Raw genomic sequence first — 21834 nt, forward strand, 5'->3', positions numbered from 1 at the left:
GAGATACGACGCTATGCGCAGACCCGATCGCGCTTATCGGCGCGCGATCAATCTCGTTCCGCGGCTATCGCCCTTCGTGAATCTGGGTGCGTAGCCACGCGGCCGTCAGTTTAATTCCCGCGTCCAGGTCGACCTCGGGATGCCATCCCAATTCTCTTTGTGCCAGTGTGTTATCGAGCACGCTGGCAGGAACGTCGAAGGGACGGCCCGGGCGATAGGTCCGCTCAACCGGGTGTCCGAGTATCGCTTCGATCTTGCCGATGATTTCGTTCAGGCTCGTGCCGTTGCCTGAGCTGATATTGAATACGGACTCCGTGCCGTCGTATTTAACCGCGCGGGCGAACGCTTCGGCGACATCTCCGATATAGAGGTAGTCGCGAGTGACCGTGCCGTCTCCCCAGATTTCGATTGCCTGTTTTCTGAGAGCCTTGTCGAGGAAAACGGCGATCACGCCTTGTGCCGTCTCCACGCGCTGCCGCTCTCCGTAAGGATTTGCAACGCGCAGAATGTTTGCCTTGATCCCGTATTGATACTGATAGAGCAGCAGATACTTTTCGATCGCCAGTTTGGTGATGCCGTACGAGACCTTCGGGTTGGTCGGGTGTTTTTCGTCGACGGGCAGATAAATGGGATCGCCATATACGGTTCCCCCGGACGAGATGAATACGATCTTCTTCACGTTCTTCGCGACCATCGCGTTGAGCAACTGAAGCGTCGCAACCAGGTTACTCTGCACGTCGTAAATGGGATCGTCGTTCGAGCTTTTCGGCAGTGTTGTCGAGACAAGATGAACGACGATGTCGGTGCCGTCAATGGCTTCCGTAATGTCGTGCACGCTGGTGAGATCGCCCGTCATCCAGCGCACGTTCTCACGATTGTCGAACTGCCGATAAGGGCCGACACGTGGGCGCTCGAAAACACAAATCTCGTGACCATCGCGGAGCAGGCGGTCAACGATCGTCGATCCGATGAACCCCCCGCCGCCGAAGACAGTGATTCTCATGCTAATTCCTTATTCTCGTGCGGCGCAGGACGGTGCGACAGCGATTCGACCCGAGGAGGCCAGGCGAGGGAAAAATCGGTACGATCTAACGCCAGGTTCGGACTATAGGCGGGATCCTGCTCGAGCGAGTCCCCCCAACGCTCATGCATGTAGGCGACCTCGCGCGCGAAGCGCGCCTTTTTTTCCGGACTGTCTTCGCTGCCGCGCGTTGCCGACTCGTGATGGTACAGCTCCGCATATGGTGTCCAGACGTTGCGATAGCCGGCCTCTCTGACGCGAAGGCAGAAGTCGACGTCGTTGAACGCGACTGCCAACTCGATGTCGTTCAATCCACCCACCTGCTCATAGATCGCCTTGCGCACGATTAGGCAGGCGGCAGTCACGGCTGAGAAAGAACTGATGAGGGCATTGCGGGAAAAATATCCGAAACTGTCACGCGGGAACAGCCGGTGCGCATGGCCTGCGACGCCACCCATGCCGGCGACGACTCCCGCATGCTGGATTTTTCCGTCCGGGTAGAGCAGTTTCGCCCCGACCGCGCCGACTCCTGGCTGAATGGCCAATGACACCATCTCATCGAGCCACGTGTCGGAGATCACTTCAATATCGTTGTTGATGAGGCCGACGATCTCTCCGTTTGCGCTTGCGATCGCGCTGTTGTTGAGCGCCGAATAATTGAACGGGCGGTCGTCGCGAATCACGCGGATATTGTCAGCGGACAGGAGGCCATGCAGATAGTCGAGCGTCGCCTTCTCATCGGAGCCGTTATCAACGACGATGATCTCGTATGGAGCGTAGGTGGTCCTGGTTCGAATGCTATCAATGCACTGCTTCAGCAGATTGACGCCATTGCGAGTCGGAATGATCAAGCTGACAAGCGGTCGCCGTTCAGGCAGGCGGTAGCGGGCGCGATATCCGTACGCAAGACCTTCCACGCTACCGTCGATGCCCCGCTGCGCGAAATGCTCATTCAGGGCGCGCTCGCCGGCCACCACCGCGTAGGGCTTGGCATCTCCCGACGCGGCCGTGCTGGACGGATGCACCCGCCAATGATAGAGAACGCGCGGGACGTGGACGATCGAATCAGGGCCGATGCGCTCCAGGCAACGCAGAGCGAGATCATAGTCCTGTGACCCTTCAAGGCCCACACGGAAGCCGCCGATTTCGTCGAGCAGGCGCTTCTGGTAGACGCCGAAGTGCGAAATCATGTTGTGCGAATAGAACAGGTCAATGTTCATGTCGCACTTAAAATACGGATCGTGGCGCCGCCCGTTTACATCGATCTTGTCTTCGTCGGAGTAGATCAGCCGGGCATCGGGGCGGCGGACAATTTCTTTCGCGACGCAATAGAGCGCATGCTGCGCGAGGATGTCGTCGTGATCCAGCAACCCGACCCAGTCGGAGGTCACGAGGTCCAGTGCGCTGTTCGATGCCGCCGAGATATGACCATTCTTCTCGCGAAACACGACGCGGATACGTGCGTCCTCCTGCATGTATCGTTCGAGTAGCGGGCGTACCTTCGGGCTCGTGGAGGCGTCGTCCGCAATGCAAAGCTCCCAATGCGGATAGATCTGGTTGCGCACGGAGTCAATCGCTTCAGCCAGCCATAAGGGATCGGCATTGTAGGTTGGCATGACCACGGAGATGCGCGGTGGCGCAGACATCGCCGCGATGTCTGACTTCATCAGGCTAAGCGCGTCTTCGTCGAGACGGTCGTACAATTCTATCCACTCGGCGTAGTCGCGGACGGCAATGGCGCCATTGCCAGCGCGTCTTCTCAGCCCGGTCAACCCTTCTCGCCGGAAGACGGCCACGCTTTTCTTCAATAGGGGATAGGCGCCATCGCGTCTAACGAGGCCAATCACTCTGCGGGCAAGGTTGACATATCTTTTCATTGTGAACTGGAGCAGTTGCTAAGGTGATGGTCCTAACCAGAATCTATGGCCGCTAGCTTACTTGTGCCATGTCAGAGCGGAAGACGCCGCATAGTTGAAGACCGCTCCGAGAATTGCCCCAGCCAGACCCGCAAAGATCTGATTGGGCTCGTGTTCAAAGAGCCAACTGGCTGCACCGACGTTCGCGAAGGTACCGAGACTGCACACCGCATAGAACGTTGCCATGCCGAACAGGAATTTTATGCCCTTTAGCCGGCGATCGCGGTAGGTGAGCTGGTTATTCAGAATAAAGTTCCACGCTATCGCGACCAGCGTGGCGGTCAACTGGGCGGAAGGGAAGGACAATCCGAAGGCGTGCGTTGCCACCTGCAGCGTTGCCAGATGCACCGCGATACCCGTGGCCCCGACGATCAAAAACATCAGGAAGCGGATTGGGAGAAAGCCGCCCGACAATTTGGAGCACAGCAGTCCAAGATATTCGGCTGTCACTAGGCTGTCGAGCTTGGATTCGCCCGCGACCCGCTGTCTGAAGTGATATGGGATTTCGACGGTCTTCAATCGCGTCGGCGTCGACGCGATGATGTCGAGCAGGATCTTGAACCCTTCGTCCGAAAGCTTCGAGGTGATGGCGTCGACACGTGTCCTGGGCAGCATGAAGAAGCCGCTCATCGGGTCGCTGACGTCGAGATGGAGAAACTTGCGCGCGAGACCAGTCGCCAGGTTTGACCCCCATTGCCGGATTGGCGAGAGCCCTTGGCTCGAAGCTTCTTCTCCGGAGTACCGTGTGCCAATGACGAGATCCGCGCCGTTGCGGATCGCCTCGTACATTTTCGGCAGGATGGACTCATCGTGTTGGAGGTCTGCGTCCATGACTGCGACTGTCGGTGCCGCGCTGGACAGAATGCCCTCGATGCAGGCACCCGACAGTCCTCTGCGTCCAATGCGGTGGATGCAGCGGACGCGGGAATCGCTGCTAGCGATTTGCTTAACAGTCTCGTATGTCCTGTCCGGACTGTTGTCATCGACAAAGATCACTTCCCAGGCGATATCGCCGAGGGCCAGATTGAGCCGGCGCACGAGTTCTCCGACATTTGCCTTTTCGTTGTACGTCGGGACAATGATGGAGAGTTCGGGGGCGATCGAATTCTGCGCGAGCTTGACGGAATGTTGTGGGGCCGTGGAATGCATAGATGGCGCTCCCTTGAGGAGTGTCTTTAAATTTCGTGAAAAGAGCGATTAGCGTGCTGGCGGCTGACAGGAGCATTCCGGTTCGTTATCTCCAGCCATGTCGCGCGGCTGAGTCCGACGATGCCGGGAGCGGTGCTTCCCGGCAGGTTAGCCCTCATTTTGTCAATGACCTAGTCGGTTTCCGTTCGAATGCGCCAAGCAGACGTATTTGACAGTGCGTACCAACGGCGGGCCACTCTCGTGCGCAGAAGCGCGGTGGCGGGACACGGGGGTGACGGTCGGGCGCTCAGTGATAACCCATCTTTCTGCGGAGCGGTTCATCGGCCTGATCCGTCGGATCGCCGTGTTTGAACAGGATCATGCGGGAGGTCATGAGGTTGACGAACATGCCGGCGATGCTGCCTATGGCGACACCGATGATCGGGTGAGCCGCCGCGAGGGGATGTTTCGAGACAGTGAACGCATACGCCGAATAATTGACAGCCCCGCCAATCAGCATCAGCAGCAAATAAACGGCGAACTCATACTTAGCGTCTAGCGACGAGCGCTTGTCTTTGAAGGTCCATGTGCGGTTGATGAGCCAAGTCGCGAATACGGCGCAGACAAACGACACCGCCCGGCCATAAAACAAGCCGAAATGCCCTTTCAACAGGTAAAGAACGGCCGTGTCGACGACAAACCCGATTGTGCCGACGACTCCGAATGCAAAAATTTCCCTAAGGAACGCGGTCGAAAAGAAACGAGTCATATTGTCATTGCCCTCGTGGGATATCTACGGCCCACGCCGTTTGCGCAAGAATATTTTTCTCCCGCCGAAAGAATGCCGAGTGTCGTATGGTACATGATCAGCCTGCGGGCGACGAGAGCTTCGCCCGGGCGCGGTTCGCTTTCACTTCCTTTCATGTCTGCCGTAGCGGTCGTCGAAACGGATGATGTCATCCTCGCCGAGATAGGCGCCGGACTGGACTTCAATCAGTTCGAGCGGAATTTTTCCAGGATTTTCGAGCACGTGGACGTTTCCCACAGGAATGTAAATCGACTCGTTTTCGGTCAGCAGCGTTTCATTCCCTCCGTTTTTGACGCGTGCAGTTCCCGAGACGACCACCCAATGCTCCGCTCGGTGGTGGTGCATCTGCACGGAGAGACGGGCTCCCGGATTAACGGTAATTCGCTTGACTTGATAGCGCGATCCGCGGCCGATGCAGTCGTAGCTCCCCCACGGCCGGTACACCAGCCTGTGTTGCACAGCCTCTGAGCGCCCGTCCTGCTTCAGCTTTTCGACAATCTTCTTGACGTGCTGAACGTCATCTTTGTTCGCGATGAGCACGGCGTCGTCGGTGTCCACAACGATGAGGTTGTCGAGTCCGACAGCGGCGACCAGCCTCCCGCCCGACGACTGAAAGAAGCAATTTTCACTTTCTAGCGCAATGACGTCGCCCTTCGTGACGTTTCCGTCATCGTCCTTGTCGGCGACGTCCCACAGCGCCGACCACGAGCCGACATCGCTCCAGCCGGCATCCAACGCGACGATTACCGCATTGTCCGTTTTCTCCATGACGGCGTAGTCGATGGAGTCCTCCGGACATTGGCTAAATGCTTCCACGTCGAGCCGCACGAAGTCCAGATCATTCGTGGCCTTGTCCAATGCTGCACGGCATGCTTTCAGCATGTCCGGTGCGAACCTTTCGAGTTCTTTAAGATAAACCGATGCCCGAAACAGGAACATGCCGCTGTTCCAGAAATACTCTCCAGACTCCAGATAGGCTCGTGCGGTAGCCAGGTCCGGTTTTTCGACGAACGTGGCGAGCCGCTTCACCTGTCCTTGCTCCTCCGCCTGCGCGCGCAAATAGCCATATCCCGTTTCCGGCGCTACGGGCTTAATCCCGAACGTAGTCATTGCTCCCGTTTCGGCGCTCTCAGCCGCCATCTCTATGGCTTGATGAAAGGCGTCGACATCCTGGATGACGTGGTCAGCGGCCAGAACGAGCAGGAGCGGGTCGGACTGATTTTTCAATACCTGCAGCGCCGAGATGGCAATGGCGGGCGCTGTATTCCTCCCGACCGGCTCCAGAATGATGGTAGCGTCCCGCGAATTGCGTTGACGAAGCTGTTCCGCGACGATGAACCGGTGGTCATCGTGACAGACTGCTATCGGGCTGCGGAGTCCCGAAATACCATCCAGCCGTTCGAGTGTCTCCTGCAGCATGGTGCGCTCGCCAGTCAGCGGCAGGAATTGTTTCGGGAATAGCGCTCTGGAGAGAGGCCACAGACGCGTTCCGGAACCGCCAGCAAGGATGACGGGCACGATAGGTAGATTCGCCATGGAAATCCTTCAAGCAATAATGTTCTGGATGACGTTCGCAGTCGCGTAGAAACGTTTGCCGGCGCCGGGAGGCGTCAGCGTGAGAAATGCGGCATTGTGCCAAATCCTGCCGGTGCGGTACATGCCGACGTATCAGGCTTGATTTTCCGTGTTGGGAGCCACTCCTCGGCACGCTTGCGTCCAGAAAAAACGTGTTCGTCACTTCCCGAAAGTGGTGTAACGTGCGCCAGCCGTAGCGCATTGAAAGGCGTGTGGCTAACCGTCTGCGCTCAATGCGCTCAAGTCAAAGGCTGCAAATGGAAGCGCTGCAACCTTTTGCTCTTGCGCCTTCAAAATCGGGCGATGTTACCGATACATAATGCGACGTATGCTCAGTCGTTCGAAAATGCTGAGTTCTGCGTTGTCCAACGTAACAAACCGAAAACCGGCTTGCCGAATGCCAGCATTTTCCGCACACTTGCGGATCGAAATATGGCCGTTTCTCATAAATAAAGTGTCGCTTAGAAGACACATCGCATTTTCCACATGAAAACTACGCGTGAACCGGGCAACGAGATTGAAGTTCTCTCCGTGTCAGTGGTCGTCTACCGGCCGGATGTGCAGCATCTCGCGCAGACGCTGAAAAGCCTTGGCGCCGCTTACGAGTCGCTCAGAGCAACGCACCCCGAATTCAGACTGGACGTCTGTCTCGTCGACAATGGTGGACTGCCTGACATGACGGCTGCTTTAGACGCTCTGCGCGCGCATGGCGCAGCCTGCGTGGTCATTGCAGGGCACGGCAACGTCGGCTATGGTCGCGGCCACAATCTGGCCATCGAGCGCGCAGCGAGCCGCTATCACCTTGTACTCAATCCGGATATCGATCTCGACCGGCAGGCGCTCATACGTGCAGTAGAGTTCTTCGAAAGCCACTCACAAGTTGGTCTGCTCACCCCCCGCATCGCCGACGGAGCAGGGCACATCCAGTACCTCTGCCGCCGCTATCCGACGCTGCTAGACCTCTTCGTACGCGGCTTCCTGCCTGCGCGCTTACGCCGCTTCTTCGCGCGGCGCCTGGCGCGCTACGAGATGCACGACCTGATCAACGAGCGCGACATCGTCTGGGATCCCCCCATTGTCAGCGGCTGCTTCATGTTTTTTCGTACGAGCGTGCTCAAAAAACTCGCTGGCTTCGACCCCCGTTACTTTCTTTACTTCGAGGACTACGACCTGAGCCTGCGCACACACGAAATCGCCCGCATCGCCTATCTGCCCGTCGTGCGCGTGCTGCACCACGGTGGCGGGGCGGCCCGCAAAGGCCCCGCGCACATCCGGATGTTCGCCGCGTCAGCCTTCCGGTTCTTCAACCGGTTTGGGTGGAAGTGGCTATGAGTCATGTGCTCGTCACGGGGGCCAACGGCTTTGTCGGTCATGCGCTATGCCGCGCATTGCTTGGCGCTGGACACACGGTCACCGGCCTTGTCAGGCGTGCAGGGCAGCTTGAAAGTGGTGTGGGCGAGTGGGTCGATGCCAGCGTTGATTTCGCCGACGTCGACGCGACATGGCCTGCCACGTTGCAAGTGGATTGCGTCGTGCACCTGGCGGCGCGAGTACACGTGATGCGCGAAGATTCTGCTGATCCGGACGCAGCGTTTCGCGCAACCAACGTTGACGGCGCGCTTCGCGTTGCACGGGCCGCACGGCGCCATGGTGTGAGGCGTTTTGTCTTTGTCAGCAGCGTTAAGGCGCTGGCCGAAGGTGATTCGGGCCGTCCGTTACGCGAAGACGATATAGCGATGCCGCAGGACGCATACGGGCGCTCGAAGCTCGCTGCCGAACAGGCGCTGTCGAGCTACGGCGAAGAGTCCGGCTTGGATGTCGTGATCGTGCGCCCGCCGCTGGTGTACGGGCCAAAGGTACGCGCCAATTTCTTGCGTTTGATGGACGCGGTCTGGAAGGGGGTGCCGTTGCCGCTAGCTTCGATCGACGCGCGGCGCAGCCTGATCTATGTCGAGAACCTTGCAGACGCCCTGATGCACTGTGCGGTAGATCCGCGCGCAGCGCACCAATGCTTTCACGTCGCAGACGCCGCTGCTCCGACGGTCGCCGAGCTGGCTCGTTCGCTCGCTGGGCATCTGCAAAAGACCGCGCGCTTGTTGCCGGTGCCGTTGGGCTTGTTGCATCTCGCAGGTCGGCTGACAGGCCGCTCGGCGCACGTGGACCGGCTGGTCGGCGCTCTGCAGCTGGACACCACGCGCATACGCACGACGCTCGGTTGGCAACCGCCCTATTCCACCGACGAGGGGCTGGCCGAAACCGCCCGTTGGTATCGATCCACGCATTGAGGGCGCGCATGTTGACGTACCTTTCGACCTTCCCTACGTGGGTTGCCGTAACCTTAGTCGCCCTTGGCGCGGCATGCGCATGCGTCGCTATCCTGTGGGCACTGCTCCAAACTGGCATGGCCTGGCGGCTCGCTACGGATATCCCTAACGACCGCTCACTACACGTCGTGCCGACGCCGCGCGTCGGCGGCTGGGGCATTGTGCCGGTGGCCGTGGCGGCGACCTTGCTGCTGGCGCCGAGCCTTTGGTATGCCGCTCTCGGCACTGCTTTCCTGGCGGCGGTTTCGCAAATCGACGACCGGCGCGGATTGCCTGCGAGGATCAGGTTCGCCGCGCATCTGATTGCCGTGGTCGGGTTGGTTGTACTTTTTCCCGCCGACGCCCCCTGGTGGAGCCTGGTAATTCTTGCGTTTTTGATGATATGGTTAGTTAACCTTTACAACTTTATGGACGGCGCGGACGGTCTGGCGGGCGGTATGGCGCTGTTCGGCTTCGCCGGTTACGCGGCCGGTGCGCTGCTTAGCGATCATCCTTTGCCGGAACTGGCGTGGTCAGCGACGGCGATCTCGGGTGCCGCGCTCGGCTTCCTGTTGTTTAATTTTCATCCGGCACGCATTTTTCTCGGTGACGCTGGATCGATCTCGCTGGGTTTTCTTGCTGGGGCGCTTGGTTATTGGGGTTGGCGCGGAGGAGTCTGGCCCGTCTGGTTCCCGATCCTGGTGTTCGCGCCGTTCATCGCTGATGCCTCGATCACGCTTGCTCGGAGGCTGCTGCGCGGCGAAAGATTTTGGCAAGCGCACCGCGAGCACTACTATCAACGTATGGTGCGCTCCGGAGTCGGGCACGCCAGGACAGCTTTGACGTGGTATGTACTAATGGTAGCTGGCATAATGCTTGCTATTCATGCACTTGGCCGCTCAGTGATTTTTCAGTCGTGTGTGCTGGCCGTTTGGATCGCCGTCCTCTGTGCAGCAGGCGCTTTGGTTGATATGCGCTGGCGTCGTTTCCAATCAACACTGTCCGATAACTGAGGTACGACGCTGATGCTTAGAAACAAGGCCACCTGGCTGTCTTTCAGCGCTTTCCTTTTCGACTTATGCGCAGTCGCCGCCGCTTGGCTGATCGCGTACGTCATCCGCTTTAACGGCCTGGTCCCGGACGACTTCCGGGTCGGAGCGATGCACTCGCTCCTCTGGGTCCTGCCGACATACGGCATCATGTTCCGTATCTTCGGCTTGTACCGCGGCATGTGGGTCTTTGCGAGCTTGCCGGATCTCCTACGTATATCGAAAGCAGTCATCGCTGGGGCGCTCGTCGCCATGGTTGTTTCGGTGCTGGTCCAACCTATGCCGATCGTGCCGCGCTCGGTGTTGGTGGTGTCGCCGCTATTCCTGTTTCTCGCGATGGGCGGATCACGCGCGCTCTACCGTGCGACCAAAGAGTTTTATCTGTACGGTGGGCTCGTTGCACAGGGTAAGCCGGTCGTTGTGCTGGGTGCTGGCAACGCGGGCGCGAGTCTCGCCCGCGAGTTGTCGCGTTCGAGCGAATGGCGTCTCGTCGGCCTACTCGACGACGATGTTTCAAAGCACGGACGCGAGATCTATGGCTACAAAGTGCTTGGGTCGATAAGCGAATTGCCGCAATTGGCTGAGACGCTGAAGACCGAATACGCAATCATTGCCATTCCTTCCGCCACGATGGACGTGCAGCGGCGCGTAGCGACGCTATGTGTTCGCGCCGGCGTACGTGCGCTCGTGTTGCCTGCGCTGACCGACGTCACGCAAGGCCAGGCGTTTTTGTCGCGCGTCCGACAGATCGACCTCGAAGATCTGCTGGGCCGCGATCCGATCACTATCGATACGCCCCATGTAGAAGCACTGCTGCATGACAAGATTGTGATGGTTACCGGCGCAGGCGGGTCTATCGGCTCCGAATTGTGCCGCCAGATCTTGCGCTTCCAGCCGGCTCAACTCATTGCTTATGACCTGTCTGAATTCGCGATCTATCGGCTCACTGAAGAGTTGAGCGAGCGTTTTTCAGGCGTGTCGGTGATTCCGATCATTGGCGATGCCAAGGACTCGCTGCTGCTCGATCAGGTGATGTCGCGTCACACGCCGCACATCGTCTTTCATGCGGCCGCGTATAAACATGTCCCGCTAATGGAAGAGCAAAACGCATGGCAGGCCGTGCGTAATAACGTGCTCGGCACCTATCGGGTAGGTCGCGCGGCGATTCGTCACGACGTGAAGCATTTCGTGCTGATCTCGACCGACAAGGCAGTCAATCCGACTAACGTCATGGGTGCGAGCAAACGCCTGGCGGAAATGGCGTGTCAGGCTTTGCAGCAGACCAGCTCGCGTACACAGTTCGAGACAGTTCGGTTCGGGAACGTACTCGGTAGCGCCGGCAGTGTCATTCCGAAGTTCCAGCAGCAGATTGCGAAGGGCGGCCCTGTCACGGTCACGCACCCGGAGATCACGCGCTTCTTCATGACCATCCCGGAAGCGTCACAGCTTGTGCTGCAAGCATCGAGCATGGGACATGGCGGCGAGATATTCATCCTCGACATGGGCGAGCCGGTGAAGATCGTCGACCTGGCTCGCGATTTGATTCGCTTGTACGGCTTTAGCGAGGAGCAGATCCGGATCGTGTTTACTGGTCTGCGGCCTGGCGAAAAGCTCTACGAAGAACTGCTGGCGTGCGACGAAACGACGACACGTACGCCGCATCCTAAGTTGCGGACCGCACGTGCGCGTGAGGTATCAGACGATCTGTTGGACAAGTTGTTGCCGTGGCTTATGCAGCATCGCGTATTAAGCGACGACGAGGTACGTCGCGATCTACGCCGTTGGGTGCCGGAATATCAACCGGCTACCGCACCAGCGTTGCGAAGTGTCGGCAACACCACATCGGTCACGCGAGCTTCCTAGAACTCGCACTGGTGAGTTCTGCTGTCATGGATAAAAAAGGCGCCTCAGGCGCCTTTTTTAATTACCGCTTCCCCTTCCTCACCACCATCCACCGCGGCGACTTAAACCGCACGATACTCATATACAGCCACACATAAGTCGCCGCAAACACCACCACAAAGCAAAACAGATGCAACGTATGCCGCCAGAACAACGTCGCCGGCACAACTGCGATCAGACACAGCAACCAAAGATACGGCGACGTCAACGAGTTCCGCCGCGTCAACTCCCGCGCCGTTCTAGCCCCCACCGCCCAGCGCATCAACCGCTTATAAACCAGCATATGCAGATGCACGCCATCGGGAATTCCCGGCGACATCCCACGAATGAACTTCTTCCGGTAGATCGAGAAGCAGGTCTCGAAGATCGGATACATAAAAAGCAGCACCGGATACCACGCCGACACATCGCGATTGCGCATCACCAGCATGATCGACAGCTCGGCGAGCATGAAGCCGATGAAATACGCGCCACCGTCCCCAAGAAAGATCAGCCCCGCCGGAAAATTCCAGATGAAGAAGCCGAGCACCGCGCCCATCATCATGAACGACGCCGACAACACGATCGGATCCGACACCTGGAACGCCACATAAGCGAGCGAAGCGAACATCATGAACGCGACCATCGAAGCGAGGCCATTGAAGCCGTCGATGATATTGATCGCGTTGGCGAGCGCCGCGACGGCCAGCACGGTGACCGCGCAGGAGATCACCGCATACGTGAGCAGGAAGTCGAGCGGCGGCACGCTGATGCGCGTCACGGCGATATTCAGCAGGAAGTAGGCGAGGGCGGCGGCCGCCATCGTGCAAACGAGCCGCGCGAGCGGTGAGACGCGCTTGGTCAGATCCTCGACCAATCCCGAACCGAACGCCGGCATGCCGCACGCGATCAGCCCCAGGATGCCGCCTGACACGGCGGGATACGCATGATGCAACTGCACGGCGGACACGATCAAGCCGACCAGAATTCCGGCCCCGCCGATGCGCGGCACCGGGCGCACATGGAATTTCTGCACGCCGGCCAGATCGGTATCGGTCGAGAATTTTTCATGCAAATGCGCATAGCGCACGATCAACAGCGTGATCAGCAGTGAAACGAGGAAGCCGAGCGCAAAACTAAGCATGAAAGTGGGCCTGAGCGAAGACGCCGAATTATACAAACGAAACGCATGGCGTCCTGAAAAGCAGCGTTTGCGCCGAACACGCGGAAAATCCCAGATAGTGAAGCTTCAATCGTCCGCAAAGTCTTGCCTGTCATGGATTCCACCTATTTAACGAGGTCTCCGGCAGGTCGTTAACATGGATGCGGTGAAGTGTAAGTTGCCGGCGAAAAAGACGATCGCCGACGCATCACGGGGTTCGCCGCCGATCAATGAGACGTTCCGGAGACCCAATGCTTAACAACATCACCATTCGTGGCGGCCTGACGCTAGTGATCAGCGTATTCGTCGTTTTCCTGCTGACCGTGATCGGTGTCGGCTACGGCGCGCTCAAGCTCGCGAATAGCAGCCTCGACGAAACGCAGCACAGCGCCGTGGCGCTGTCGCACTTGAAGGCGAGCTCCGAGAAGCTGCTGCAGGTGCAGCTCGCGCTTGGCTCCTATCAGACGCTCTTCAGCGTCGGCAAGCAGACCGACGACCTGTTGCCGGCCGCGCATAAGGTGCTGGTCGAGTCGAACAATGACTTCGCCAATTACATGGCCGGCCCGTTCGCAAGCGAGGAAGAGAAGAAGCTCGCGCAGAACGTCGAGCAGGCGCGCAGCGCGCTCGTCGATAAGGCGATCGAGCCTGAATTCAAGGCGCTGACCGACTTCGACTTCAATACCTTCCGCAACATCCAGGGCGAAACGGCGAATGCCTTCTACGCGACCTATTCGAAGTCCATCGACGCGCTGCAGCGCTTGCAGACGGACAGCCAGCGTAAGCAGGCCGAGACGGCGGCGCAGCGTTCCCAACTTGCGACGTTGCTATTCGCGGGGATCGGCGCGATTTCTATCGTGATCGGCGTGATGGCGCGGGTTGGTTTGTCGGCGGCGGTGATCAAGCCGGTCAATGCAACCATCAAGCACTTCGAGCGCATTGCCGCGGGCGATCTGACGATCGCAATCAAAAGCAAGTCGCGCAACGAAATGGGCCAGTTGTTGAGCGCGCTGACGAAGATGCGCGACGGCCTAGTCGAGACGGTGGCGAAGGTGCGCGGCAGCACGACGGCGATTACGCAAGGCGCGAATGAGATCGCCTCGGGCAACGCAGACCTGTCGTCGCGCACCGAGCAGCAGGCGGCGGCACTTCAACAGACCGCGGCGAGCATGGAGCAGTTGTCGGCGACCGTAAAGCAGAATGCCGACAACGCGAAGCAGGCGAACTTGTTGGCGCAGGGCGCACTGGATACGGTGACACGTGGCGGCGCCGTGGTGTCGCGTGTCACTGAGACGATGAATGGGATCAGCGAGTCGTCGAAGAAGGTGGCCGAGATCATCGGCATGATCGAGGGGATTGCGTTTCAGACCAATATCCTCGCCTTGAACGCGGCCGTCGAGGCAGCCCGCGCGGGGGAGCAGGGGCGCGGCTTTGCCGTTGTCGCCTCGGAAGTGCGCAGCCTCGCACAGCGCTCCGGCGCGGCTGCGAAGGAGATCAAGGAATTGATCGGCGAATCTGCCACCAAGGTAGAACAGGGGGCATCGCTCGTGTCCGACGCTCAGAAGACGATTCACGAAGCCATGGACGCGGTTCAACGCGTCACGGGCGTCATGAATGAGATCGAGGCGTCAGCGCTCGAACAGAGCGACGGGATCGAGCAGGTCAACAAGGCGGTCTCGCAGATCGACGAAGTTACGCAGCACAATGCCGCGCTCGTCGAAGAGGCTGCGGCAGCGGCGAAATCGCTGGAAGAACAGGCGGCCGTCTTGCGCGACGCCGTCGCGGTGTTTCGGCTTGATGGGAACCCGTCAGTGTTGACCACACTTGATCGAGCGTCATTGGATTCCGGTAGTCGCAGTCGTGCATCGCTACCTAAAAGCATCTCATCTGTTCAGGCCATTTAAGTTCTGACGCCACTCTGCCAAGCCGGTATTCTGGCCTCGAATGCAGCCCGAAAGCGGCGCCTGCCGGTGAACGCGGCGCGGTCTCGCGGTGGTGGGCGGAACTGCGCAGTCGCGCGCCGCGCTCGGGCTCGGCGGCGAGGATGTCGGACCGCATCGCTCCTGTCCAAAGCGCCGAGGACGATTCACGAAACCATGAGCGCAGTCGATGACGCTACCCGCGCGACGGACGGCACCGAGGCGTCCGCGTTGGGGTAGGGCGACGGGAACGACCGGGGAACAGGGCCGCTTCCCAGATCGACGAACTCGCGCAGCGCAATGCGGCGTCCGTCGAAGAAGTGACTCCGGCGACGAAATCGCTGGAAGGGCCGGCGACGGGGCCTCGCAATTCAGTAGAGGTCGTTCTACTTGCCGATGTTGCTTGAGCCATGACTGCAAAGACATCGTTTGACAGAATCACGCGCCGTCGGATCCAAACCTCGGCGATTTGTCGGTGACGCACACAACATCTCTGGAACATGGCGGAGCGCCAGGCAAACGGACATTTATTCGACCGTTTTCCCCGCTTGCATGACGAAGTGCTCATAGGAGACTGAGGATACTTCTTCAATCTACAGAGATTTCCATGTCACTGCCTCCTCGCCGTCTCTTCTCAACTGGGCGAACAACTCGCCAGCGGTACACGGACCGCATTCAAGCAGTCGCTGACCGTCCAGGCATTTTCAACATCCTTATCGATGGGCAACTGCGCTTCCGCCTGGAAGGCGAGAGCCAGTGGCCAGCCCAATGGCGACTCTACGCCATTACGGATGGTGCGCGCGCAGCCCAGTGCCTCGCGATCGAGAACGAATATTGGGATATCGTTTCCCAGCTCGAATGCGGCGCGCACTGGATGCCGATCGAGAACATTAGATCCGTGACGCGTAAGGCACCCGCCGACTCAACGTATGCTCGCTGGCCGGAGTATTTGCGCGAGCGCTAATTGATGCACTTGGGGTGATGTTCTTCTCGTAAAGGCCGCTAGAGGGCGTGACGAAGTGCGGCAAGTGAGAATGCCTTGTCATCGCCGGAGGCTCCCTGACTGTCAATCCGGAATTCACTTCACGGTATCGCGCAGCTCCGCTCCTTCATCCAAGTGCGAGCCCCGACTTGCGTTTCGGGGACCCCATGTGATCCTTGACCTGTCCTTGCGTCGAAGACGTAGGTGGACCGAGCGGCAGCAGCTAGATCGTAGGCATCAGATCTCCTGACTTAATGGGCAATTTCGCAAGCTGCGCACCGTGGCGACGGATCGCCATTCTCATAGGACCACAAAATGGAAATCAAACGTTTCATCTTTCATTCCAACGGCGCGGAGGTCATCAAGGTGACAGACGCTGGCGTAACGGGTTATATCGCCGCATCCATTCCGCCGGAAGTGCTTGCAATCTGGCATCGGCGAATTCGCGCTCGGCTGGAGCGTATGAGCCGGCTTCCGTATCGCCAGCGACTCGGGAAACGTCGCAGATTGAAGCCAGTGCGCGTTCGCACACGTCGGCGTCGTCCAGAGAAACGCTATCGCGGCCGCATGCGCCATTGGAGCGGCGCCTCGCGCCAATTGTGCAGGCAATAGCGTGCACCTGAACAGCTGTACCAGAGTATGACATTGTTTGAACGGGCGCACGGCATCGCGGGCGTTGATCGCTGTCCGAGCCTGTCTTCGAACCTGAATTGTTGAGGTGAAACGCCGAACCGATTCAACGCGTCGACCTTACTTTCGTGCACTCGCCGTGCCAGGTGCCGCCAGGGTGCGGACTAGTGCCCGAGGTTGCTAAATTAGCGTCACGCTTTGACCAGAGCATCCAGAGCATCCAGAGCATCCGGCGCGGCCAGATGTCCGCGCGCCACATTCGCCAGGTGAATATAGTTATACCCGCCCGTGCCATCCGACGTTTCATTCTAGCCGTCGAAAACCCGTAGTTTATTGAGCTTGCCAAACGCCAGCTACGCTACATACGGCATCAGATTGTTCGGAATCCAAGCCGGATCTTCGCAGATCAAAGCACCATCATGCGCGCCCACCGGATTGAGGTAACGCTACGTCGCAATCCGCCAGCTCGGGTCCGAAATTTCCAGATCGCGCAGCACCTGCACGGCGATCAGCTTTGATTGCCCATATGGATTGGTCGCGGACAGCGGAAACGACCCATCGGCCGGCGAGCTCTTCGGCACGTCATAAACGGTCGCTGACGAACTGGACACAAACTGCTTCACATCGAGCGCGCATCACGTCGAGCAAGGTCAGCAGACTGACGAGGTTATTGCGGTAGAGCTCGATAGGCCTCGCGGCGATCCGCCGACTGCCTTCAACGCCGCGAAGCCTCGGTTTCCGCATTGTGCCCGATGGCTCATCGTGTAAAGGCGGCGTCTTCCTGCATTCGCTGAATTTTCCCTGACACTTGGCTCGCGATTGTGCGCTGGCTGTATCAGCAGATTCACGGTCATTAACCAACATCAACCAGACTGGGATCCTCACGAAAATGAAAAAACGACTTGCTGAACATCTCTTTCCGCCCGACAGGAGCATCGTGCGCTACGGCGGCTTGTCCGTCGTGTCGCCGTTATCGGCTGCCGGGTGACGAATGCGCCACCGTCACTGATCAATCGGCACATGACACGCGGCGCTTGCCTTGAGCAAAGTGAGCGGCAGGCGGGTGAAGAGACGACTTTCGTTTAGCCCGCGCGGCGCTCACGATTAAGGAACGCGATCTTCATTTCCATCACTGGACCGCGCCTTGCAGTGCGTCACTATTGAGGTAACCCGATGACCAATATCCACAGATACCGGCGCGTGTTCTGGGGCGAGTATCTCGCCCTCTTCATGGAGTGCATCAAACTACCAGTCGCCGTAGCGTGCCGCCTGACCTGCAGCCGCAAAAAGTAGGTTCATTTTATCCGGCCGCGTGCTTTGCTGATCTGAAATCAGGCGTTCGGCAACACGCACTCGTGACGTTTGCGTTCAGTTATTCAGAAGAGAGACTGGCATTGCGTCGGTTATCTGTCTCTTCCGCCGCGCAATAGTCTCACTTCAACACTCAATAAAATGGAATCCGAATGAATATTTTACGAAAACTAGCTCAATATCTCTTTCCATGCGACAACGGCAATATCGGTCTTCCATTGCTCGCCATCGCGACGGCGACGTTGAGCAGTGGCGTCGTCGCCATATGCTTATGGATCGCGCATTCCCCTCCCGCACTGTCAACGTCGGACGCGGTGCAGCACGATTGTCTCGAACGCTGTGAGAAGACGTGCGACGGACAACCCCGTTAGCTGTCGCGCCACGCAATGATTCTCACCAATTCAAGCGAGGAAACACACATGGGAAACCTTCGATCCTACTGGCACGTCTTCTGGACAGAATGTCTTGCCATATTCCTTGATTACGTCCAGCCCTTGGTCGTCGTCGCGCGATGGCTGCGTAGTAGAAAATAAGATGTAGTCTGCCATCCGCTTTACGCCCACGCCCGAGACGGTGTGGGCGGCTCGCCTCACGATTCCTTCCGCCGGTCCCCTCCCGAGTTTCTTTTCTGCGTCATCCGCGCCGCGATCCTTCGCGTGCGCACGCCGCGTCTCCATCTCCAATATCCGCTCACCGTGCGCCTTTCGCGGTCGTCCATCCACAGAGCCGTTCCTGCGCGTCCCGATTCGCCGACTTGCATCCGCCTTTTCGTGCGCGACGATGGGTCTGTGTTCTTCGCATCTGAACGAACCACCTGTCCCATTCATCAAGGAGAAACGTCATGCAGAGCAATCGTCCTCAGTCCCGTCTGAACTTCATTGACCCGGCTTACGCAGAAATCCCGTGGTATTTCCACTGGCTATTGAACACCCTGGGTGCCATCGGCCTGGCTGGTCCGTACCTGACGGTGCTAGTCCCATGTTTTGCCGCGGTGTGGGGAGCAGAGCAGTTGCAGTTGCTCTTCGGCTCCGCCGCATACGGAGCCGTGTCCGCCTTGATGTCGATGATCAGGACCGGTGCGACGATATTAGGCATCGAGATGCTGTTCACGATGTATTGGACGCGGCACGAGTGGGAAGAGGTCGTGCGCAGGATCATTCACGAGGCGTGCGAGGAATTCCTACAGCCGTGGCTGCGCTGACCAGCGGACGTCCTTTCCACTTTTACCAGGAGCAACCATGAGACACCTTGTCCGTTCTGTATCCGGACTTGTCCTGCATTTCGTGCTTGCGACAGCGCTGTATGGCTGGGCACATGCGATCCTGCATGAACTCGCTTCAGGGAAGCTGATGCATGCCAGAAACCGCCCCCTGATACTGGGCGTCGCTGTCGCGCTGGCGGCGCTGTTCTGGTTCCTGTATCACAGATATCACTTCGTTCGGCGCATCGCCCTCTTCATGCTCGGGCTGGCGGCGCTTCAATCTCTTGTCCATCTGGATCACCCATGGCTGACGGCGTTCGTCGGGGGTCTGGTGCTCGCGCTGGTGGCACGCGTCTTGTACCGACGGGCCCATCCGCTCTCGCCGTCAACCCGCAGGGCAAACATCCCCGACGCCTGGCGCGACAGTTACTTCCAGGCTGTCTTTCCTCCCGGAGCAGCGTCACCGACGCGGCCGTCGCAGCCAGCAGCGCCTGCGTCCGCCCCTGAGCCGGTTCGTGCCGCTGAACCTGGCTACAGGTTTGACGAACTCGTCGCGCAACCGCGTTTCGATTTCTCCCAGATCGTCGGGATGGCTGAGACGAAAGCGAGATTGCTGGGTGCCGCACGCGAAGTTATCGGAAATCCGGAGCGCGCGCGCAACGGCATCCTCCTGTTCGGAGAGCCCGGCAACGGCAAGACCATGTTTGCGGAGGCGCTCGCAGGCGAACTGGGCGTGCCATTTTTCGCGCTCGACTACGGTTCGGTCGCAAGCAAGTGGATCAATGAGACGCCGGCGAAGGTCAAGGCTGCATTCGCCCAGGCACTGGAGCTCGGCCACGGGGTCTTCTTCATCGATGAATTTGATAGCTACGTCAAACCCCGCGGGGACGGAACACACCACATGGACCGGGACCTCACGAATGTGATGCTCACTGAGATCGTACGCCTGCGCGGCACGCGAATCGTCCTGGTCGCCGCGACAAACAACATCGCCGCACTGGATAGCGCGGCGATTCGCGAAGGCCGGTTTGACTTCAAGGTTGAAGCGCCCCCGCCAGATCTCGAAGCCCGCAAGGCCTTACTCCGTCGCTCGGTAGGCGAAGCAATGGGTTTCCATGCGCTCACCGCACCGATGCTCGCAAATCTCGCAGCGCGCTGGGAGGGATTCAGCGCCGCACGGCTCGCATCGGTCGGGCGCGAGCTGGCTGACATGCGTCGTGAGGGCGTCATCGGCGAAGGCAGCCTGAGCTTCGATGTTGCGATGCGCGCGATGCGACGCCTACAGGGCTCGAAAGGCAGGCTTCCTGAAAACGTGAAGTCGATCGACGAAATCATCATGCCGGATGTCTCGCGCAACGATCTGCATGATCTCGCCTTCAGGCTGCGACACGCCTACGGCCTCGAGCGGCTCGGCGGAAGCTTGCCGCGCGGCGTGCTGTTCTACGGGCCGCCGGGTACTGGCAAGACACAGGCGGCCATGGCGCTCGCTAAAGCCAGTGGGTACGCGTTCCTGAAGACGACGGGAGCCGAACTGCTCGCGAACCCTTGCGCGTGGGACAGGCTCGTCAGCGACGCGAAGGACCTGCGACCCGCGATCATCTTCATCGACGAGGCGGACGATGTGCTGGGCGAGCGCCGTATGTCAGGCGTCGCCCCGGTCACAAACAAGGTGCTGACGACACTGGACGGTGCGCACGGGCGGGTGCCGGACGTTCTGTACATCTGCGCAACGAACCATCAGGACGCGCTCGACCTGGCTGCGCTTCGTGGCGGGCGACTTGAAGAGAAGGTCGCGTTCTCGGTACCAGGGCATGAAGCCCTGGCGTCCTACGTCCGCATGCGTTTCAGGATCATGGCGGGCGACGTGTTCGCCATCTCACGCCACACGATGGACTGCGCTGTCGCCGGCCTGAAAGGCCATTCGATTGCGGATGCTGACGCGGTGTTGCAGCGAACCATTGACGCCGCAGCGGTGCGGCACCTACGCGAAGGCACTGCGGTGATCACCGCGGAGGATGTGCGTACCGCGTTGCGCAGCAGCTTCGCCCTGGGCTGAAGACAGTACCGGAAGCGTGTCGCCTTGCACTCCAGAGTTGGCGCGATATCGTCACGATGTGCGCCACCAGCGGCGCGCATCTCCCTATAGAGAAGGAATGACGGTGCGACTTCTTATCCTCGAGACCACTTCGTTTGACGCCATGCAAGAGCGTATGGACGCAATCCTCGACGGTCAACACCCCGATTCAACATGCATATTCTTCGATGAGTTAGAGGGGTTGCTGAGGACCATTACTGCGAAACGCATGGAGATCATCCGGCTGCTGCTGCACGACGAAGGACCGATGACGGCGGAGGCGATTGCCATGCGTCTCAAGCGTGGCAGGACGATGGCAGGACACGATCTCGAAGCGCTTCTCGAGTCAGAAATCATCGACCTCGATCGGGATGCACGTTACCTGTTCGAGTTCGATGGCATCAGGATCCGGTTGCAATTCCCGCATGCTGAACACAGGGTGGCGCAGTCTTGAACACGGACACATGCGAAATGGTATTTGCTTTCCATGAATCGGGCACCATGCGAATCAGCCGTCTCGAGTATCAGTCGGTTCCGGCGGACGGGAAGCTGCCCTCCGGTGCGTTCATCGAAGTAGATGGTCTGTACCTCGTCAGTGCTCCCCAGGGCGGCGACGGGATGGACGGGATCGTACGCGACCCGGCGCACTGGGCGGTGTGTCTGTTTCCGCGTGACGCTCATGGCAACGTCTTGGGCTGGTTCATGGAATTCGATTCAAGACGCGACCTCATTAACGCTCTGGGAGATGGCATCTCGACAAACGCGATCATGTGGCTGCAGTGACAGGCGAGGTGACCATGTTGCGACGAGGACGAAAGCTTTTTGGGACCCCCTCGCCCCCGGCGAAGCTTCCTGCGACTCTAAACACTGCGGAGGT

Annotated in this window: 16 protein-coding genes and 1 pseudogene; 10 read left to right on the forward strand and 7 right to left on the reverse strand. The window is 59.1% G+C overall.

Annotation, left to right across the window (positions count from 1 at the left end):
- Window positions 1–64 precede the first annotated feature (64 nt).
- The 5 genes from FSO04_RS14260 to FSO04_RS14280 form a co-directional block, all read right to left on the reverse strand.
- Window positions 65–1003, reverse strand: a complete 939-nt coding sequence (locus tag FSO04_RS14260) for an NAD-dependent epimerase/dehydratase family protein (RefSeq protein WP_154560294.1) — start codon at window positions 1001–1003, stop codon at window positions 65–67.
- Window positions 1000–2898, reverse strand: a complete 1899-nt coding sequence (locus tag FSO04_RS14265; RefSeq protein ID WP_154560295.1) for a glycosyltransferase family 2 protein — start codon at window positions 2896–2898, stop codon at window positions 1000–1002. The genes FSO04_RS14260 and FSO04_RS14265 overlap by 4 nt, the downstream gene beginning before the upstream one ends.
- A gap of 57 nt (window positions 2899–2955) precedes the next feature.
- Complete coding sequence (locus tag FSO04_RS14270; RefSeq protein ID WP_154560296.1) at window positions 2956–4086, reverse strand: glycosyltransferase family 2 protein; 1131 nt, start codon at window positions 4084–4086, stop codon at window positions 2956–2958.
- Between the two features lie 286 nt (window positions 4087–4372).
- Window positions 4373–4834 (reverse strand): GtrA family protein, encoded by a 462-nt coding sequence (locus tag FSO04_RS14275; RefSeq protein WP_154560297.1) that lies wholly within the window; start codon window positions 4832–4834, stop codon window positions 4373–4375.
- 141 nt (window positions 4835–4975) lie between these two features.
- Window positions 4976–6409, reverse strand: coding sequence for a mannose-1-phosphate guanylyltransferase/mannose-6-phosphate isomerase (locus tag FSO04_RS14280; protein ID WP_154560298.1), 1434 nt, complete (start codon window positions 6407–6409; stop codon window positions 4976–4978).
- A gap of 525 nt (window positions 6410–6934) precedes the next feature.
- On the opposite strand from FSO04_RS14280, the gene FSO04_RS14285 reads away from it, so the two are divergent.
- The 4 genes from FSO04_RS14285 to FSO04_RS14300 are packed head-to-tail and all read left to right on the forward strand — an operon-like array spanning window position 6935 to window position 11663.
- The gene (locus FSO04_RS14285; RefSeq protein WP_154560299.1) at window positions 6935–7780 is read left to right on the forward strand and encodes a glycosyltransferase family 2 protein; all 846 of its coding nucleotides are present in this window, start codon (window positions 6935–6937) and stop codon (window positions 7778–7780) included.
- The gene (locus tag FSO04_RS14290) at window positions 7777–8733 is read left to right on the forward strand and encodes a UDP-glucose 4-epimerase family protein (RefSeq protein WP_154560300.1); all 957 of its coding nucleotides are present in this window, start codon (window positions 7777–7779) and stop codon (window positions 8731–8733) included. The genes FSO04_RS14285 and FSO04_RS14290 overlap by 4 nt, the downstream gene beginning before the upstream one ends.
- Before the next feature lie 8 nt (window positions 8734–8741).
- Complete coding sequence (locus FSO04_RS14295; protein ID WP_154560301.1) at window positions 8742–9764, forward strand: MraY family glycosyltransferase; 1023 nt, start codon at window positions 8742–8744, stop codon at window positions 9762–9764.
- A 12-nt stretch (window positions 9765–9776) separates the two neighbouring features.
- On the forward strand, window positions 9777–11663 hold the full coding sequence (locus FSO04_RS14300; RefSeq protein WP_154560302.1) for a polysaccharide biosynthesis protein: 1887 nt from the start codon (window positions 9777–9779) through the stop codon (window positions 11661–11663).
- 61 nt (window positions 11664–11724) lie between these two features.
- Here the strand turns inward: FSO04_RS14300 and FSO04_RS14305 are convergent, their stop codons facing one another.
- Window positions 11725–12825, reverse strand: coding sequence for an MraY family glycosyltransferase (locus FSO04_RS14305; RefSeq protein ID WP_154560303.1), 1101 nt, complete (start codon window positions 12823–12825; stop codon window positions 11725–11727).
- Between the two features lie 269 nt (window positions 12826–13094).
- On the opposite strand from FSO04_RS14305, the gene FSO04_RS14310 reads away from it, so the two are divergent.
- Together FSO04_RS14310 and FSO04_RS14315 are read left to right on the forward strand one after the other, a co-directional pair.
- Window positions 13095–14744 (forward strand): methyl-accepting chemotaxis protein, encoded by a 1650-nt coding sequence (locus tag FSO04_RS14310; RefSeq protein WP_154560304.1) that lies wholly within the window; start codon window positions 13095–13097, stop codon window positions 14742–14744.
- Window positions 14745–15366: 622 nt separating this feature from the next.
- Window positions 15367–15723, forward strand: a complete 357-nt coding sequence (locus FSO04_RS14315; protein WP_154560305.1) for a hypothetical protein — start codon at window positions 15367–15369, stop codon at window positions 15721–15723.
- A gap of 854 nt (window positions 15724–16577) precedes the next feature.
- Here FSO04_RS14315 and FSO04_RS14320 read toward each other — a convergent pair.
- Window positions 16578–17099, reverse strand: a pseudogene (locus tag FSO04_RS14320) (NAD-dependent epimerase/dehydratase family protein); the annotation flags it as partial.
- Window positions 17100–18523: 1424 nt separating this feature from the next.
- Between FSO04_RS14320 and FSO04_RS14325 the strand changes: the two are divergent.
- From FSO04_RS14325 to FSO04_RS14340, 4 genes are all read left to right on the forward strand, one after another.
- Window positions 18524–18883, forward strand: coding sequence for a hypothetical protein (locus tag FSO04_RS14325; protein ID WP_154560306.1), 360 nt, complete (start codon window positions 18524–18526; stop codon window positions 18881–18883).
- 37 nt (window positions 18884–18920) lie between these two features.
- Window positions 18921–20939 carry an AAA family ATPase gene (locus FSO04_RS14330; protein WP_233464851.1) on the forward strand — a complete coding sequence of 673 codons (2019 nt, stop codon included), beginning with the start codon at window positions 18921–18923 and terminating at the stop codon, window positions 20937–20939.
- A gap of 103 nt (window positions 20940–21042) precedes the next feature.
- Complete coding sequence (locus tag FSO04_RS14335; RefSeq protein ID WP_199203030.1) at window positions 21043–21411, forward strand: HVO_A0114 family putative DNA-binding protein; 369 nt, start codon at window positions 21043–21045, stop codon at window positions 21409–21411.
- A 47-nt stretch (window positions 21412–21458) separates the two neighbouring features.
- Complete coding sequence (locus tag FSO04_RS14340) at window positions 21459–21740, forward strand: hypothetical protein (protein WP_154560308.1); 282 nt, start codon at window positions 21459–21461, stop codon at window positions 21738–21740.
- The last annotated feature ends 94 nt before the right edge of the window (window positions 21741–21834 follow it).

The sequence above is a fragment of the Paraburkholderia madseniana genome (assembly GCF_009690905.1).
GTDB classification, from domain to species: Bacteria; Pseudomonadota; Gammaproteobacteria; order Burkholderiales; family Burkholderiaceae; genus Paraburkholderia; species Paraburkholderia madseniana.